Origin of the sequence: Duganella levis, assembly GCF_009857605.1 — a bacterium.
Lineage (GTDB): Bacteria > Pseudomonadota > Gammaproteobacteria > Burkholderiales > Burkholderiaceae_D > Rugamonas > Rugamonas levis.
The window spans coordinates 139876-154307 of the sequence record NZ_WWCT01000004.1 but is presented as its reverse complement, the minus strand read 5'-3'; the positions used below and the strand labels follow the sequence as shown (position 1 = coordinate 154307).

The window sequence follows — 14432 nt, the reverse complement described above, 5'->3', positions numbered from 1 at the left end:
ATGATGAGCACAGAAGTAAAAGTGCCGAATATCGGCGACTTCGCGGAAGTAGAAGTAATCGAAGTGATGGTCAAGGTGGGCGACACGATCAAGGTCGATCAGTCGCTGATTACCGTGGAGTCGGACAAGGCCAGCATGGAAATCCCATCGTCGCACAGCGGCGTGGTGAAGGAAGTGCGCGTCAAGGTTGGCGACAAGGTTAAGGAAGGCGTGGCGCTGCTGGTGGTTGAAGCCAGCGAAGGTGCTGCCGCTCCTGCGCCGGCCGCTGCTGCCCCGGCGCCTGCCGCCGCCGCACCTGCGCCGGCACCGGCTGCCGCTGCCCCTGCCGCACCGATCGCCGCGCCAGCCGGTAGCAGCTATACCGGCCAGGTCGACATCGACTGCGACATGATGGTGCTGGGCTCCGGCCCTGGCGGTTACTCGGCTGCGTTCCGCGCATCGGACCTGGGCCTGAACACCGTGCTGGTCGAGCGTTACGACGTGCTGGGTGGCGTGTGCCTGAACGTGGGTTGCATCCCATCGAAAGCGTTGCTGCACGTGGCCGCCGTGATCGACGAAACCTCGCACATGGCCAAGACCGGCGTGACCTTCGCCAAGCCGACCATCGACATCGACCAGGTGCGCGCGCACAAGGAAAGCGTCATCAAGAACATGACCAACGGCCTGGCCGGCATGGCCAAGGCACGCAAGACGCAGGTTGTCACCGGCGTCGGCCAGTTCCTGAGCGCGAACCACATCGAAGTCACCGCCAACGACGGCACCAAGAAAGTGGTGCAGTTCAAGCAGGCCATCATCGCCGCCGGTTCGTCGGTAGTGAAGCTGCCGTTCGTGCCGGAAGATCCGCGCATCGTCGACTCGACCGGCGCGCTGGAACTGCGTCAGATCCCGAAACGCATGCTGGTTATCGGCGGCGGCATCATCGGCCTGGAAATGGCCACCGTCTACTCCACCTTCGGCGCGCGCATCGACGTGGTCGAAATGATGGACGGCTTGATGCAAGGCGCCGACCGCGATGCGGTCAAGGTCTGGCAGAAGTACAACGAAGCCCGCTTCGACAACATCATGACCAAGACCAAAACCGTCGGCGTTGAAGCGCTGCCGGAAGGGATCAAAGTCACGTTCGAAGCAGCGGAAGCCGGCGCGCCGTCGCCTGCGCCACAGGTCTACGACCTGGTGCTGGTGGCCGTTGGCCGTAGCCCGAACGGCAAGAAGATCTCTGCCGACAAGGCTGGCGTAGTGGTGACCGACCGCGGCTTCATCCCGGTCGACAGCCAGATGCGCACCAACGTGCCGAACATCTTCGCCATCGGCGACCTGGTGGGCCAGCCGATGCTGGCGCACAAGGCGGTGCACGAAGGCCACGTGGCGGCGGAAGCTGCAGCGGGCCAGAAGTCGCACTTCGATGTGAAGGTGATTCCATCGGTGGCCTACACCGATCCGGAAGTGGCGTGGGTCGGCGTGACGGAAGACGAAGCGAAAGCCAAGGGAATCAAGGTCGAGAAGGGCCACTTCCCTTGGGCAGCGAGCGGCCGCGCCGTGGCCAATGGTCGCGCAGAGGGCTTCACCAAGCTGCTGTTCGACGCTGAAACGCACCGCATCATCGGCGGCACCATGGTTGGCACGCACGCCGGCGACATGATCGGCGAAATCGCGCTGGCCATCGAAATGGGCGCCGACGGCACCGACATCGGCAAGACGATCCACCCGCATCCAACGCTGGGCGAATCGATCGGCATGGCCGCTGAAGTCTACGAAGGCGTCTGCACCGACCTGCCGCCACCGCGCAAGCGCTAAGCAGGTAGTTGAAGCACAAAACCGGGACACGCTCCCGGTTTTTTTTATTGGTGAGGTTTGATCATGAGCTCTTTTTCTTTTTTGTTCCTGCTGCTGATCGTGGCGCTGTACGCCGGTACCGTCAAGCTGGCGGCCTTGCTGTACAAGCGCGCCCGATTGAGCTGGCGCGACGCCATCATCTTCAGTCTGATTTTATTGCTGGTGCTGGGCGCCGGCATGCTGTTCAACCGTTTGTCCGGCGATGTCATTCCTGACGTGGTGGCGGTGGCTGCCAGTGTGGTGATCCAGGTAGGCATCGGCGCCTGGTATCTGGCTGCGCGCGCCCGCACGCTGGACGGCAAGCCGGTAGGCAGCAAAGGCGCCGCCATGCTGTCGCTGATCGCCTACGGCCTGCTGGTGCCGCTGGTGATGGTGTGGGCGGTGATGCATTCGGCGATGATGCACTAATTTCTATCGGAGACGCGCATGGCTGCGAATGTTGAATTTGTCCGCTACATCGAAGAACTGCTGGCGCCATTGGGCGCGCTGACCACCGGCCCGTTTTTCGGCGGCCGCGCGATCAAATATCACGGCCGGCAATTCGCCTGGGTCATCGGCAGCACGCTGTACCTGCGCGTGGGCGATACGACCCGCCCCGACTTTGAAGCAGAAGGCGCGCAGCCCTTCAAGTACAACACCAAAAAGGGCGAAGTCACCGTCCGCAAGTTCTACACCGCCCCGGAATTCCTGCTCGACGATCCCGAACAACTTCTGCATTGGTCGCGCCGCGCCATCGACGCCGTCGCGGATTAAAACGATGACAACTCATTCAACGCAGCACCGTGACTGGAGGCTGTAAGCCCACGGCCGCCGCGCGGCGAGCGAATTTGCGGTCATCGATCACCATGTGATGCAACGTGGCGAGAATCGCTGCGCGCTCCAGGTGGTAGATATTTCGCATCAGCCACTCTAGTTCGAGGATGACCGTCTTGCAGACAGCTAGCGGTCGGCCGGAATCGATCAGGCGTTGTGCTAATGGACGCTGCAGTTTTGCTTCTGCATCGGTGTGATCATCGATGTAGTAGCGTGCCAGCACGTTGGTGTCGAGACCAATCATGGTTCACCACCATCAGAGTCCGACGTGAGGGGCGACGGAAGGCACATCACTTTTGATCATGCCGAAACCGCTGACCGGCTTGGTGTTGGATTCGGGAAGTTGGGTACCTACGATGCGCATCTCAAGCTGGTAGCCATTCATCACGCAGCAAACCTCGGCGCCGGGCTTGATGCCGTAGCGTTTTCTTATTTCTGCTGGAATCGTGACGGTCCCATCAGCATTGACTGTCGTTGTGGTTTCCATGGCTGTCTCCTGAATGATTCAGCCATGGTAGCACCCAGTATTTCAGCAGAGTTTGATCTATCCCCGGCTCAACGCGTCAGACGATACAGCAGGATGGCGGTGCGGATGGTGGCGCGTTCGATGGAGGCGATTTCCAGGTCTTCGTCGGGCGAGTGGGCGCCGTTGCCGGTGGCGCCCAGGCCATCCAGCGAATCGAGCAGCGGGGCGACGAACTGGATGTCGCCGGCGCCGCGCTGGCCTGGCGGCAGGGCGGGGATTTCGCCCAGGCCGGCGTCCTGGCTGGCCTGCGAGTAGACCTTCAGCACCGCCAGGTTGCCGGCGGTCGGCGACATCGGCGGATACGCATCGTGGAAGCTGATGCTGGCGCTGGTGCCCGGCAGGTTCTGGGCGACGATGGCCTTCATTGTGGCGTGCGCGCGGTCGCGCTGTTCGTAGGTCAGGTAGCGCAGGTCGCCTTCCACGGTGGCGCTGCGCGCGATGACGTTGCTCTTGCCGGCCGCCTGTCCGGTGGTGCCGGCCGGGTTGGTGGTGGCGTCGGTGCCGCCGACGATCAGGCCGGGGCTGAAGGTCAGGTCGGGCTCGATCACCTGCTGGCGGAAACCGTCGAGGATGCGCGCCGCTTCGTAGATGGCGCCATAGCCGGCGCTCTCGCTGAAGATGCCGCTGGAGTGGCCCTGCTTACCGCTGACTTTCAATTCCCACGACGACGACGAGCGGCGGCCGACGGTGCCGGTATCGCGGCCGCTCTTGTCGCGCACCGTGGCTTCGAAGGCCAGCGCGATGTCGCTGCGCTTGGCGGCGTTGACCATGTCGGCGCGCGAGATGGCAATCGGCTCGCCGGCATTTTCTTCGTCGCCGCTGAAGACGATGGTGATGCTGGTGTTGTCCAGCGCCCCCACGCGCTGCAAGGCGCGCAGCGCTTCGACGATGATGACGTCGCCGCCTTTCATGTCATTGACGCCCTGGCCGCGCACGCGGTCGCCGTTGCGCTGCCACAGCTGCACCGCGCTGTCCTTTTCAAACACCGTGTCCAGATGGCCGATCAGCAGCAGGCGCTTGCCTTGCTTGCCTTCGCGCGTGGCGATCAGGTGGCCGGCGCGCTGCATCGCCGTCGGCATGTCGGACCAGCGTGTGGCAAAGCCCAGTTGCGCGAATTGTTCGCCAAACAGCTTGCCGACCGCGCGCACGCCGTCGTGGTTCATGGTGCCGCTGTTGATGTTGACCGAGCGTTCCAGCAGCTCCAGTCCCTGCGGCGCATGCGCCTTTACTTCGGCAACAATTTTCTGCTCGGTGGGGGAGAGTGCATCGGCATGCGCCGCGCTGAAGGTCAGGGCCAGGACTGCGACAGCAAGCGGATGCAACTTCATAGGATCTCCAATGGGTGGTGGCTTAGCCTTGCGCCGATGCGGGCAGGCCGAAAATGCGGTCGAACGTCAGGCTGAAGATATACGTATACACCATAAAGAACAACAGCAGGCCGATATCCAGCACCAGCGCGTCCCACAGCGAGATGCGCAGCCACCAGGCGAACAGCGGCACCAGCATCACCACCAGTCCGCCCTCGAAGCCGATCGCGTGGGCGACGCGGCGCTTCCAGTCGCGGCCGCGCGTGACCTGGCGCGTTTCCCACGCTTCAAACGCCGAGTTGAACACGAAGTTCCAGACGAAGGCGACGCTCGACGACGCCACCGCCGCCACGCCGGCATGGCTGGCGTCGTGTCCGGCGCCGAACATCATCAGGCTGCTGGTCAGGCCGATGGCGATCAGTTCAAACAGGGATGCGTAGACGACTTTGCGTTTCATGCCTTGCATGGGATTTCCTTGATTCAGATAACAACGGCGCCCATGGTATGGGAATTTTTCTGATTGAAAAAGTCAGCTGCTGTCAGTTTTTCTGATAGATTGCCAGCTATGGCTTTTTCATCGGACAACATCGCGGTTTTTCTGGCGGTGCTCGACCACGGTTCCTTTTCGGCGGCCGCGCGGGTGCTGGGACGGGTGCCGTCGGCGGTCAGCATGACCATTGGCCACCTGGAGGCGGAACTGGGACTGGCGCTGTTCGAGCGCAGTTCGCGCGAGGTGCGGCCGACCGAAGCGGCGCTTGCGCTGGAGGCCGAGGCGCGCCAGATGGCCGGGCAGCTGCGCCGCCTGCAGGCGCACGCGCTGTCGCTGCACCAGGGGCTGGAGCGCCGGCTCACGCTGGCGGTGGCGCCGGAGCTGCTGTCGGCGCCGTTCAGCGATCCGCTGGCGCGGCTGGCCGAGGAATTCCCGTCGCTGGAGGTCGAGGTGCTGTCGGCGCCGCAGGACGCCTTGCAGCGCATGCTGCACGACGGCACCGCGCAACTGGGGCTGATGTACGAGCGCATGCGGGTGGACGGCCGCGAAAGCTTCCAGGAACTGGGCAGCGAGGTACTGGTGCCGGTGATTTCGCCGCGCCACCCGCGCGCCCTCGCGCACAACGGCAGCTTCCGGCTGGAAGATCTGGTCGACCTGCGGCAGATCGCCATCGCCAGCAGCATCGGAGAGCAGGCCGACCTGCGGCTGCTGATCTCGCGCAAGCTGTGGCGCACCGACAGCCACCTCGCCACCTTGGGTCTGGTGCGCGCCGGTCTGGGCTGGGCTTATCTGCCGCGCCGTCTGGCGCAGCCGCTGATGGACAGCGGCGAGCTGCTAGGCATCGTCTTCGCGCACATGAGCAGCGAGCTGCGGCTGTGGGTCGATGTGGTGTGGATCAACGACCGGCCGTTGGGCCTGGGCGCGGCGCGGCTGATCGCGCTGATGCAGGATATCGCCGGTTTGGAAGCGCGCCCGCCACAGAAGTGATAATCTGCTGTCTTTGCTCTTTTGAGGATGATCATGCGATTGTTGAAGATTGCCCTGGTGGTCGCCGGCCTGTGCGCCGCCACCGCGTTTGCTTCGCCGACCGCGCCGCGTAACGGCGCCGAATACACCACCCTGAAAACCCCGCAGCCGGTGCAGGCGCAGGGCCAGAAGGTCGAGGTGATCGAGTTCTTCATGTACCACTGCCCGGCGTGCTACGCGCTGGAGCCGGACATGCTGGCCTGGGTCAAGAAGCAGGGCGATAACATCGTGTTCCGCCGCATCCACCTGCCGCTGACCGGGGAAAACGATCCGGAAGCGCATATGTTTCTGACGCTGGAAGCGCTGAAGCTGGAAGAGCAGCTTCACGCCAAGATCCTCAGCACCTGGCACGTCGAGCGCCGCCGTCTGAACAGCGACGAAGCGAATATCGACTGGGCGGTCAAGAACGGCATCGACAAGCAGAAGTTCACCACCATGTACACCTCGTTTGCGGTGATGACGCGCTTGAAGAACGCCGGCCGCGTGGCCAGCACCTATGAAGTCAACAGCACGCCGACGATGGTGGTGGACGGCCGCTACGTCACCAATCCAACCATGGTCGATGGCAGCAATCCGGGCACGCCGCGCCAGCAGCTGAACGCGGCGACGCTGCAAGTATTGGATGCATTGGTGGCGCAGGCGCGCGCCGGCAAGAAATAAAATCTACAGGTGACACTGGTACAGGTGGGAGGCGTGATCGACGCCGTTCACCTGCGTCATCACCGGTGCGGCCAGCGCATCGCGCGTGAAGCCGCATTTCTCCACTACCCGCCGTGAGCCGAGATTCTGCGGCGAGATCCACGCGTTCAGCATGCGCAAGCCGTAGCGCTCGCGCGCCAATTCCATCAGATGCGTCAACGCCTGGCTGCCCAGCCCCTGGCGCGCTTGCGCCTGGCCGATGCGGTAGCCCACTTCGCCGCTGCCGGCCTGGCGGTCGATGCGGCGCAGGTTGGCGCGGCCGATGATGGCGGCGCCGTCGTCGCTGGTCAGCACGCACGGATGCATGGCGCCGGCCTGGTAGCTGTCCAGGTAGTCGGCGATGTGGGCGGCCACGCCGGCTGCCGAATAGAAGTTGGCGTCGCGCGCTTCCACATGCTGTTCGAACCAGGCGCGGTTGGCGGTTTCAAACGCCAGCAGGCGCTCGACGTCGTCGGCTTGCAGGGTGCGGATGTTCATGGATGGGCCGCCAGGTAAGTCAGCATGTCGTGGTTGAACAGCGCCGCCTGCTCCATCTGCGGCAGGTGGCCGGACTGGTCGATCTCGCGGTATGCGGTCGACGGGATGGCGTGGCGGATATGCGCCGCCTGCGCCACCGGAATGGTCGGGTCCTGCTTGCCCCACACCAGATGCACTGGCGTGCCGGCGCGGGCGATGGCGGCGTAGATGCCGTCAAAGTCTTCGCGCGCCAGCGCTAGCCGCGAGCGGTACAGCGCGCGGCCGAAGCCGTGGTACGCCATCTGCTGCTTGTAGCGGTCGGCCCAGCCGGGGAATTGTTCGGGATGCAGGAAGTCGCTGCTCTGGTTGCCCGCCATGCCGGGCACGGCGCCGGTCTGGAACAGGTAGGGGCCCAGCAGCGGGGTGGTCATCTGCCAGCCCAGCTTGGGGGCGCTGTTGGACGGATCGACCAGGTTCAGCGTGCGGATGCGTTGCGGGTGGGTGGAGGCGTAGTGCGCGCTGACGTAGCCGCCGAACGACAGCCCGAACAAATCGATCTTGCCGTCCACCTTGAGCGCGGTCAGCAGCTGGTCCAGCTGGCGGTCGTAGAGGGCGCCGTCGTAGGCGGCATCCGGCCGGTCCGACAGGCCGCGGCCGTACAGGTCGTAGCGGATCACGCGGTAGCCGGCGTCGCGCAGCGCGGCAAAGGTCGGGTCCCAGATATAGGACGGCACCGAGAAGCCGTGCACCAGCACCGCCACCCGGCCGTTGTCCGGGCCGGCCACTTCGTAATGGGTAACGCCGTCGCCCAGCGTGACGTAGGCGCCGGGCGCCTGGGCGTCGCGGCGCGCCACGGCATTCAGCGTCTGCGATTCGGGATTGCGAATGTAGTAGTAGCCGGCAGCGCCCACGCCGGCCAGCACCAGAACCAGCACGACCAGACGCAGGGCTTTCATGTCAGTTGACTGTAAAGCGGGCCGGGATTTCGATGCCGCCGCTGCGCGCTGCTTCCGCGTACGCCTGCAGTTCGACGATCACCGCTTCCAGCTGTTCCTGGCCCGGATTGGCCTGGAAGTTTTTGATGCGCTCATTCATGAGCGTGATTTGCTTGCTCCAGTCCAGACGATTCATTTTGCTCATGTGCGCTCCGGTTTTCAAAAAACCAGTATAGAACAAATGGCAAATATGTGGCGTCTTTTGATGTGCGCCAGCGTACTTAGCGCAGCACGCCGCGCAGGAACAGGTCCAGCCCTTCGCTGGCGCGCTGGCGCTGCTCGTCCTTGGTGGGCGGCTGGTCGGACGGGAACAGCAGGCGCGCCATGTGGTCGCCCATGATGCAGTTGAGCAGGAACACCGGCAGCAGGTCGGGCCGCAGGTCCGGCCGCAGTTGCGTCTGGACGTCGGCGCGGGCGAAGAAGCGGCCCAGTTCTTCGCGGGTGCGCAGCGGTCCGGCGTCGAAGAAGGCCTTGGCCAGTTCCGGCGTGCTGCGCGCTTCGGCCACCACCATGCGGTGCAGGCTGGTGAAGGTGGGCATGGAAATCAGTTCCAGGAAGCGCAGCGCGAAGTCGAACAGGACGTCTTCGATCGGCCGCGGATCGGTTTCCATGTCGGCCACGCCGTCCAGGTAGTTGGCGCGGCCGTCGGTGATGATGGCTTCCAGCAGGCCGACCTTGCCGCCGAATTTGACGTAGATGGTGCGTACCGCCACGTGGGCTTCGCGGGCGATCATTTCCAGGCTGACCTTGCTGTAGCCTTTTTCCAGGAACAGCTGGCCGGCGGTGTGCAGCAGGGCGGCGCGGCGCGCGGCCTTGTCGGCGGCGCGCGGGCGGCCGGCGGCCTTGCCGAAGCACGGCGAATCGGGGGAATAGTGGCCTTCCGGACAATCTTGCTCGTCCAGCGCGGCAGCGTCGGTCAGGTCGGTGGTCATCATGGCGGTGGAATGATAGCGAATGCCGCCATGCTAGTCCAAAAAAAAATGAAATGCAACCGTTTCATTTCTTGACTTTGCGCAGAAACCCGCCATAATGCCCTTATCCCGTTTCATTCCATTTCATTTTCTCGGAGCTGTCCATGTCCACCCAAGAACAAAAAATCAGTGCCGTTCCTCCAGCGGCTGCACCAGCCGCCCCGGCCGCGCCGGCAGCGCAGGGCCCGAACCGCCGCGTGCTGGTCGTGGCCGCCATCGTCGCGCTGGCCGCGATCGGTATCGGTGGACGCATGTGGTACCGCAGCCATTACTATGTCGAGACCGACAATGCCTACGTGGCCGGCCACGTGACGCCGGTGTCGTCGCGCATCGCCGGTGTGGTGACCAAGGTGCTGATCGATGATAACCAGCTGGTCAAGGAAGGCGATGTCATCGCCGAGCTGGACCCGTTTGACCAGGGCGTGCGCGTCGAGCAGATCCAGGCGCAGATCGCCTCGGCCAAGCAGCAGGTGGTGCAGGCCGACGCCCAGATCGTCCAGGTGCAGGCGCAAGCCAGCGCCGCCGCCGCCCAGGTGGCGCAGTCGCAGGCGCAACTGGTGCGCGCCAACCAGGACGCCGAGCGTTTCGGCCAGCTGTATAACAGCCAGATGAAGGCCGTGTCGAAGTCGGAGCTGGACGCCGCCGTCGCCGCCCGCGCCAGCGCCGTGGCCGATGTCGCCGCGCGCAAGGACAGCACGTCCGCCGCCAAGGCCCAGATCGAGTCGGCCAAGTCGGCGCGCGATGTGGCGCAGGCGCAGGTCGGCGTGCTGCAAGTGCAGTTGAAAGACGCGCAGCAGCAACTGGCGTACAACAAGATCCTGGCGCCGGTGTCGGGCCGGATCGGCAAGCGCACCATCGAAGTGGGCCAGCGCGTGCAGCCGGGCCAGCAACTGACCGCCATCGTGCAGGAAAACGTCTGGCTGACCGCCAACTTCAAGGAAACCCAGCTGGCGGAACTGAAGCCGGGCCAGGAAGTTAAAGTCAGCGTCGATGCGCTGCCGGGCAAGGAACTGATCGGCAAGGTCGACAGCTTCTCGCCAGCCTCGGGCGCGCAGTTCGCGCTGCTGCCTGCCGATAACGCCACCGGCAACTTCACCAAGATCGTCCAGCGCGTGCCGGTCAAGATCACCTTCAAGCCGGAAGACGTCAAGGCCCTGAGCGGCCGTCTGGTGCCGGGCATGTCGGCGATCGCCGAAGTGTCGCTGAAGTCTGACGCCGCCCACTAAGGAGCTGCGTCATGGCTAGCACCACAATCGATACGCCGGCCGGCGGGAAGGCATTCGTCCCGCCGGCGCCGAGCGAAAAGGTCTCCGGCCGCACCTGGCTGGCGGTGGCCGCCGGCATGTTGGGCGCCTTCATGGCGGTGCTCGACATCCAGATCACCAACTCGTCGCTGAAGGACATCCTCGGCGCGCTGTCCGCCACCCAGGAAGAAGGCTCGTGGATCGCTACCGCCTACCTGGTGGCGGAAATCATCGTGATTCCGATGACCGGCCTGTTCGTGCGCGTGTTCGGCATGCGCGCCTACATGATCGGCACCACCACGCTGTTCCTCGGCTTCTCGACGCTGTGCGGGTTCGCCTGGAACCTGCCGAGCATGATCGCCTTCCGCATGCTGCAGGGCTTTACCGGCGGCGCGCTGATTCCAATGGCGATGACGCTGGTGATGGCCAAGCTGCCGCCGTCCAAGCGCGCCACCGGCATGGCCATCTTCGGCCTGACCGCCACGCTGGCGCCGTCGATGGGCCCGACGCTGGGCGGCTATCTGAGCGACCTGTATGGCTGGCCGTCGATCTTCTTCATCAACTGGGTGCCGGGCCTGCTGCTGATCGGCGGTATCGCCGTCGGCCTGGACAAGGACAAGCGCAACCTCTCGGCCCTGCTGGGCGCCGACTGGCTGGGCATCGGCTTCATGGCCGTCGGCCTGGGCAGCCTGACCGTGTTCCTGGAAGAGGGCAATACCAAGGACTGGTTCGACTCGCCGTTCATCAACACCTTTGCCGCGCTGGCCGTGGTCGGCCTGCTGGGCTGGGTGGTCAACAGCACCTTGCGCAAGCAGCCGTTTGTCAACCTGGGCCTGTACGGCCAGCGCAACTTCGCCGCCGCCACCGCGCTGTCGATGGCGATGGGTATGGGTCTGTATGGTTCGGCGTTTATTTTGCCGCTGTTCCTGGCGCAGATTCCCGGCTACTCGCCGATGCAGATCGGTGAAGTGATCATGTGGGCCGGCTTGCCGCAGCTGTTCATCATGCCGTTCGTGGCCAAGCTGTCGTCCAAGATCGACAACCGCGTGCTGTGTACCTTCGGCCTGCTGCTGTTCGGTGGTTCGTGCCTGATGAACTCCTATATGGACGCCACCACCGGCTACGACCAGCTGCTGCTGTCGCAGATCGTGCGTGCGCTGGGCCAGCCGTTCGTGATGCTGACTTTGTCGAACTTCGCCATGAACGGCATCCAGCCCAAGGATATTCAGTCGGCATCGAGCCTGATCAACATGACCCGTAACCTGGGCGGTTCGATCGGCATCGCGTTGCTGGCCACCGCGCTGACCAACCGCGAACACTTCCACTCGGCCCGCATCGGCGAGTCGGTCAGCAACTATGCGCTGACCACGCAGGAACGCCTGTCGACGCTGACCTCGTCGTTCATCAACAACGGCTTCGATAGCTCCACCGCGGCCGATATGGCGCTGAAAGCAGTTGATGGCATCGTGCGCCGCGAGGCGTATGTGATGGCCTATAACGACGGCTTCTTCCTGGTGGCGATGGTGCTGTTTGGCTGCATCGGCGTGCTGTGGTTCTCGGACAAAGTCAAAGCCCCCTCCGGCGGCGGTGGCGGCGGCGCTCACTAACAAAATCAATCAAGAGGTAATCATGTTGAATTCAGCTCTGAAGCGCCTGACGCTCGCTGTTTCCGTCACCCTGGCCGTTACCGGCTGCGCCACCGTAGGCAGTGACTTCAAAGCGCCGGCGAATGTCGCCGACGCCTCGTTCCGCCATCTGCCGCAGGCCGGCGCCAGCCAGGCGCACCTGCCGGCGCAGTGGTGGACCGTGTTTAACGACGCCACCCTGAACCAGCTGGAAGAAACCGCGCTGCGCGACAATCCGAGCGTGAAAGCAGCCGCCGAACGCCTGGTGCAGGCGCTGGAGCAGGCCGGCGTATCGCGCGCCAACCAGCAGCCGCAGTTGAGCGTCAACGCCGGCATCTCCAACTCGCGCACTTCGGCCGAAACGTCGCAAGGCCTGGCGCTGGGCGGCCGCGCGATCAAGGGTAATAACTACTCGGTCGGTTCCAGCTTCTCGTATGAAGTGGACTTGCTGGGCCGCGTGCGTCGCTTGGTGGAGGCGTCGGACGCGCAAGCGCTGGCGGCGGAAGCGGACCGCGACGGCGTGCTGCTGGTGCTGTCGTCGCAACTGGCCACCACCTACTGGCAGCTGCGCGGCCTGGATGCGGAAATCGCCATCCTGAACGGCGCGCTGGATACCCGCCGCGAAAGCGAACAGCTGGTGACGGCGCGCTTTGACGCCGGCCTGTCGAACGAACTGGATGTATCGCGCGCCCGCATCGAGCGCGCCAACGCGCAGGCCGACCTGCATGACGTGCAGCGTCAGCGCAACCTGCTGGAACACAGCCTGGCGACCCTGGTCGGCGCCTCGCCGTCGTCGCTGCTGACGGCATCGACCGCCAACGCCGCCGTGCTGCCGCAGCCGCCGGCGATTCCGGTCGGCCTGCCGGCCAGCTTGCTGGCGCAGCGTCCTGATTTGGCCGGCAGCGTGGCGACGCTGCGTTCCGCCAATGCGCAAATCGGCGTGGCGGAAGGCGCGTTCTATCCATCGTTCTCGCTGACCGGTAACTTCGGCTTTGCCTCGGAAAGTCTGAGCAACCTGGCCAAGGGCGATTCGCGCCAGTTCAGCGTCGGTCCGCTGGCCTTGTCGCTGCCGGTGTTTGACGGTGGCCGCAACAAGGCCAACTTGGCGATTGCCAAGTCGCGCTACGAAGAGGCGATTGCCAATCACCAGACCAAGCTGCTGACCGCGCTGCGCGAAGTGGAAGATGCGCTGTCGGACGTGCAGCAACGCCAGCAACAGGGCGATGCGCAGCAAGCTTCGCAAGTGGCGGCGGCGCGCGGCTACCTGGTGGCGCGTGCCCGTTATGAACGCGGCGTGTCGACCTACCTCGACGTCACCGATGCGCAGCGCAGCGCGTTGTCGGCCGACCGCGCGGCGGTGCAGATCAACACCCAGCGCCTGCTGGCGGCAGTGGCGGTGGCGCGCGCGCTGGGCGCCGGCTGGCAGCCTTCGGCGCAGCTGTCGCAAGTGGCGCAGAACGGCAATATCAAGGCGCAGTAAGCGTCGTCCTTTTACGCGAAGAGGCCAGCGGCAACGGTGCCGCTGGTCCTAAGCGTTCCAGAATAAAGTCAATGAAGGTGGTCAGCTTGGGCGTCGCGCGGCGGTCGCGCGGGTAGACCACGTGCATGGTGCGCGGCGGCGGCAGATACTCGTTCAAGATCGGCACCAGCCGGCCGGCGGCAATGTCCTGCGCCAGCAGCACCTCGGCCTGCATCACAATCCCGAAATCCTTGAGCGCGGCCATGCGCAATGCCTGGCCATTGTTGGCGCGGAAGCGGCTGGGCGGCAGCGCGCGCTTGCCGTGCACCGATTGCAGCCGCCAGCTCACGCCAATATCTCCCACCACGAAATCCAGGCATTCATGCTGCGCCAGCTCCTGCGGCGTGTGCGGCGTGCCGTGCTGCCGCAGGTAGCCGGGCGAGGCGCAGATGGCCATCTTGTACGGTTGTAGCGGGCGGGCGATCATGCCCGAGTCATCCAGCGCGCCGATACGGATGGCGGCGTCGTAGCCCTCGTCCACCAGATCGACCGTGCGGTCGTTCAGGTTCAGGTCCACGCTCACTTCGGGATGCAGGCGCAGGTAGTCGGTCAGCGCCGGCGCCAGCCATTCGTTGCCGAAAGAGGTGGAGGCGGTGACGCGCAGGCGGCCGCGCGGCACGCTGCGCATGGCTTCGGCGCCGCGTTCGGCGGCTTCAATCTGCATCAGGATGGCGCGGCATTGGTCGGCGTACTGGGCGCCGATTTCGGTCAGGCTCTGGCGGCGCGTGGTGCGCGTCAGCAGGCGCGTACCGAGCGTGGCTTCCAGTTGCGCGATGTGTTTGCCGACCATCACCGGCGACAGGTTGAAACGGCTGGCGGCGGCTGTGAAGTTGCCGGCATCGACCACCGCGACGAAGATTTCCATGCTGCGCAGCTTGTCCATTGATTGCTAACTATGGGTTGGTAATGTTGTTCATGGTAGCGCATT

At 64.5% G+C, this 14432-nt stretch carries 18 protein-coding genes; 8 read left to right on the top strand and 10 right to left on the bottom strand.

Annotated features, from left to right (window positions below; translation table 11 throughout):
* From lpdA to GTP69_RS07355, 3 genes are all read left to right on the top strand, one after another.
* Complete coding sequence (gene lpdA / locus GTP69_RS07365; RefSeq protein WP_161054268.1) at positions 1 to 1794, top strand: dihydrolipoyl dehydrogenase; 1794 nt, start codon at positions 1 to 3, stop codon at positions 1792 to 1794.
* 63 nt (positions 1795 to 1857) lie between these two features.
* Complete coding sequence (locus tag GTP69_RS07360) at positions 1858 to 2241, top strand: hypothetical protein (RefSeq protein WP_202424326.1); 384 nt, start codon at positions 1858 to 1860, stop codon at positions 2239 to 2241.
* A gap of 18 nt (positions 2242 to 2259) precedes the next feature.
* Positions 2260 to 2586, top strand: a complete 327-nt coding sequence (locus tag GTP69_RS07355) for a TfoX/Sxy family protein (RefSeq protein WP_161054267.1) — start codon at positions 2260 to 2262, stop codon at positions 2584 to 2586.
* Between the two features lie 16 nt (positions 2587 to 2602).
* On the opposite strand, the gene GTP69_RS07350 is transcribed toward GTP69_RS07355, so the two are convergent.
* From GTP69_RS07350 to GTP69_RS31280, 5 genes are all read right to left on the bottom strand, one after another.
* Complete coding sequence (locus tag GTP69_RS07350) at positions 2603 to 2890, bottom strand: PIN domain-containing protein (protein ID WP_161054266.1); 288 nt, start codon at positions 2888 to 2890, stop codon at positions 2603 to 2605.
* A 12-nt stretch (positions 2891 to 2902) separates the two neighbouring features.
* Entirely contained in the window at positions 2903 to 3133 is a 231-nt protein-coding gene (locus tag GTP69_RS07345) for an AbrB/MazE/SpoVT family DNA-binding domain-containing protein (protein WP_161054265.1), read from the bottom strand.
* A gap of 68 nt (positions 3134 to 3201) precedes the next feature.
* Positions 3202 to 4500: a M20/M25/M40 family metallo-hydrolase gene (locus GTP69_RS07340; RefSeq protein WP_161054264.1), complete on the bottom strand. Its 1299-nt coding sequence runs from the start codon at positions 4498 to 4500 to the stop codon at positions 3202 to 3204.
* Between the two features lie 22 nt (positions 4501 to 4522).
* Positions 4523 to 4945 carry a PACE efflux transporter gene (locus GTP69_RS07335; protein ID WP_161054263.1) on the bottom strand — a complete coding sequence of 141 codons (423 nt, stop codon included), beginning with the start codon at positions 4943 to 4945 and terminating at the stop codon, positions 4523 to 4525.
* A 14-nt stretch (positions 4946 to 4959) separates the two neighbouring features.
* The gene (locus GTP69_RS31280) at positions 4960 to 5151 is read right to left on the bottom strand and encodes a hypothetical protein (protein ID WP_229260856.1); all 192 of its coding nucleotides are present in this window, start codon (positions 5149 to 5151) and stop codon (positions 4960 to 4962) included.
* Between GTP69_RS31280 and GTP69_RS07330 the strand changes: the two genes are divergently transcribed.
* Positions 5084 to 5956: a LysR family transcriptional regulator gene (locus GTP69_RS07330; protein WP_371867848.1), complete on the top strand. Its 873-nt coding sequence runs from the start codon at positions 5084 to 5086 to the stop codon at positions 5954 to 5956. The genes GTP69_RS31280 and GTP69_RS07330 overlap by 68 nt on opposite strands.
* 33 nt (positions 5957 to 5989) lie before the next feature.
* Positions 5990 to 6655 carry a thiol:disulfide interchange protein DsbA/DsbL gene (locus GTP69_RS07325; protein WP_161054261.1) on the top strand — a complete coding sequence of 222 codons (666 nt, stop codon included), beginning with the start codon at positions 5990 to 5992 and terminating at the stop codon, positions 6653 to 6655.
* A gap of 3 nt (positions 6656 to 6658) precedes the next feature.
* Here GTP69_RS07325 and GTP69_RS07320 read toward each other — a convergent pair whose 3' ends face one another.
* The 4 genes from GTP69_RS07320 to GTP69_RS07310 all read right to left on the bottom strand — a co-directional run bounded on the left by GTP69_RS07320 (position 6659) and on the right by GTP69_RS07310 (position 9080).
* Complete coding sequence (locus GTP69_RS07320; RefSeq protein ID WP_161054260.1) at positions 6659 to 7171, bottom strand: GNAT family N-acetyltransferase; 513 nt, start codon at positions 7169 to 7171, stop codon at positions 6659 to 6661.
* The gene (locus GTP69_RS07315; RefSeq protein WP_161054259.1) at positions 7168 to 8106 is read right to left on the bottom strand and encodes an alpha/beta fold hydrolase; all 939 of its coding nucleotides are present in this window, start codon (positions 8104 to 8106) and stop codon (positions 7168 to 7170) included. The genes GTP69_RS07320 and GTP69_RS07315 overlap by 4 nt, the downstream gene beginning before the upstream one ends.
* Before the next feature lies 1 nt (position 8107).
* Complete coding sequence (locus GTP69_RS31050; protein WP_110844848.1) at positions 8108 to 8290, bottom strand: hypothetical protein; 183 nt, start codon at positions 8288 to 8290, stop codon at positions 8108 to 8110.
* Between the two features lie 76 nt (positions 8291 to 8366).
* The gene (locus tag GTP69_RS07310) at positions 8367 to 9080 is read right to left on the bottom strand and encodes a TetR/AcrR family transcriptional regulator (protein ID WP_229260846.1); all 714 of its coding nucleotides are present in this window, start codon (positions 9078 to 9080) and stop codon (positions 8367 to 8369) included.
* A 140-nt stretch (positions 9081 to 9220) separates the two neighbouring features.
* On the opposite strand from GTP69_RS07310, the gene GTP69_RS07305 reads away from it, so the two are divergent.
* Genes GTP69_RS07305 through GTP69_RS07295 form a run of 3 tightly spaced genes read left to right on the top strand, consistent with a single transcriptional unit; the run spans position 9221 to position 13465 of the window.
* On the top strand, positions 9221 to 10342 hold the full coding sequence (locus tag GTP69_RS07305; RefSeq protein ID WP_161054258.1) for an HlyD family secretion protein: 1122 nt from the start codon (positions 9221 to 9223) through the stop codon (positions 10340 to 10342).
* A gap of 11 nt (positions 10343 to 10353) precedes the next feature.
* Complete coding sequence (locus GTP69_RS07300; RefSeq protein ID WP_161054257.1) at positions 10354 to 11967, top strand: DHA2 family efflux MFS transporter permease subunit; 1614 nt, start codon at positions 10354 to 10356, stop codon at positions 11965 to 11967.
* Between the two features lie 22 nt (positions 11968 to 11989).
* Positions 11990 to 13465 (top strand): efflux transporter outer membrane subunit, encoded by a 1476-nt coding sequence (locus GTP69_RS07295; protein WP_161054256.1) that lies wholly within the window; start codon positions 11990 to 11992, stop codon positions 13463 to 13465.
* Here the strand turns inward: GTP69_RS07295 and GTP69_RS07290 are convergent.
* Positions 13452 to 14387: a LysR family transcriptional regulator gene (locus GTP69_RS07290; protein WP_161054255.1), complete on the bottom strand. Its 936-nt coding sequence runs from the start codon at positions 14385 to 14387 to the stop codon at positions 13452 to 13454. The two genes, GTP69_RS07295 and GTP69_RS07290, sit on opposite strands and share 14 nt — an antisense overlap.
* Between the last annotated feature and the right edge of the window lie 45 nt (positions 14388 to 14432).

Excerpts from the sequence above, each read along its gene's own strand:
- GTP69_RS07335 (WP_161054263.1), bottom strand. The coding sequence starts at position 4,945 with ATGCAAGGCATGAAACGCAAAGTCGTCTACGCATCCCTGTTTGAACTG.
- GTP69_RS07355 (WP_161054267.1), top strand. The coding sequence starts at position 2,260 with ATGGCTGCGAATGTTGAATTTGTCCGCTACATCGAAGAACTGCTGGCG.
- GTP69_RS07360 (WP_202424326.1), top strand. The coding sequence starts at position 1,858 with ATGAGCTCTTTTTCTTTTTTGTTCCTGCTGCTGATCGTGGCGCTGTAC.
- GTP69_RS07305 (WP_161054258.1), top strand. The coding sequence starts at position 9,221 with ATGTCCACCCAAGAACAAAAAATCAGTGCCGTTCCTCCAGCGGCTGCA.
- GTP69_RS07315 (WP_161054259.1), bottom strand. The coding sequence starts at position 8,106 with ATGAAAGCCCTGCGTCTGGTCGTGCTGGTTCTGGTGCTGGCCGGCGTG.
- GTP69_RS31050 (WP_110844848.1), bottom strand. The coding sequence starts at position 8,290 with ATGAGCAAAATGAATCGTCTGGACTGGAGCAAGCAAATCACGCTCATG.
- GTP69_RS07300 (WP_161054257.1), top strand. The coding sequence starts at position 10,354 with ATGGCTAGCACCACAATCGATACGCCGGCCGGCGGGAAGGCATTCGTC.
- GTP69_RS07340 (WP_161054264.1), bottom strand. The coding sequence starts at position 4,500 with ATGAAGTTGCATCCGCTTGCTGTCGCAGTCCTGGCCCTGACCTTCAGC.
- GTP69_RS07325 (WP_161054261.1), top strand. The coding sequence starts at position 5,990 with ATGCGATTGTTGAAGATTGCCCTGGTGGTCGCCGGCCTGTGCGCCGCC.
- GTP69_RS07310 (WP_229260846.1), bottom strand. The coding sequence starts at position 9,080 with ATGATGACCACCGACCTGACCGACGCTGCCGCGCTGGACGAGCAAGAT.
- GTP69_RS31280 (WP_229260856.1), bottom strand. The coding sequence starts at position 5,151 with ATGCTGACCGCCGACGGCACCCGTCCCAGCACCCGCGCGGCCGCCGAA.
- GTP69_RS07350 (WP_161054266.1), bottom strand. The coding sequence starts at position 2,890 with ATGATTGGTCTCGACACCAACGTGCTGGCACGCTACTACATCGATGAT.
- GTP69_RS07345 (WP_161054265.1), bottom strand. The coding sequence starts at position 3,133 with ATGGAAACCACAACGACAGTCAATGCTGATGGGACCGTCACGATTCCA.
- GTP69_RS07295 (WP_161054256.1), top strand. The coding sequence starts at position 11,990 with ATGTTGAATTCAGCTCTGAAGCGCCTGACGCTCGCTGTTTCCGTCACC.
- lpdA (WP_161054268.1), top strand. The coding sequence starts at position 1 with ATGATGAGCACAGAAGTAAAAGTGCCGAATATCGGCGACTTCGCGGAA.
- GTP69_RS07320 (WP_161054260.1), bottom strand. The coding sequence starts at position 7,171 with ATGAACATCCGCACCCTGCAAGCCGACGACGTCGAGCGCCTGCTGGCG.
- GTP69_RS07290 (WP_161054255.1), bottom strand. The coding sequence starts at position 14,387 with ATGGACAAGCTGCGCAGCATGGAAATCTTCGTCGCGGTGGTCGATGCC.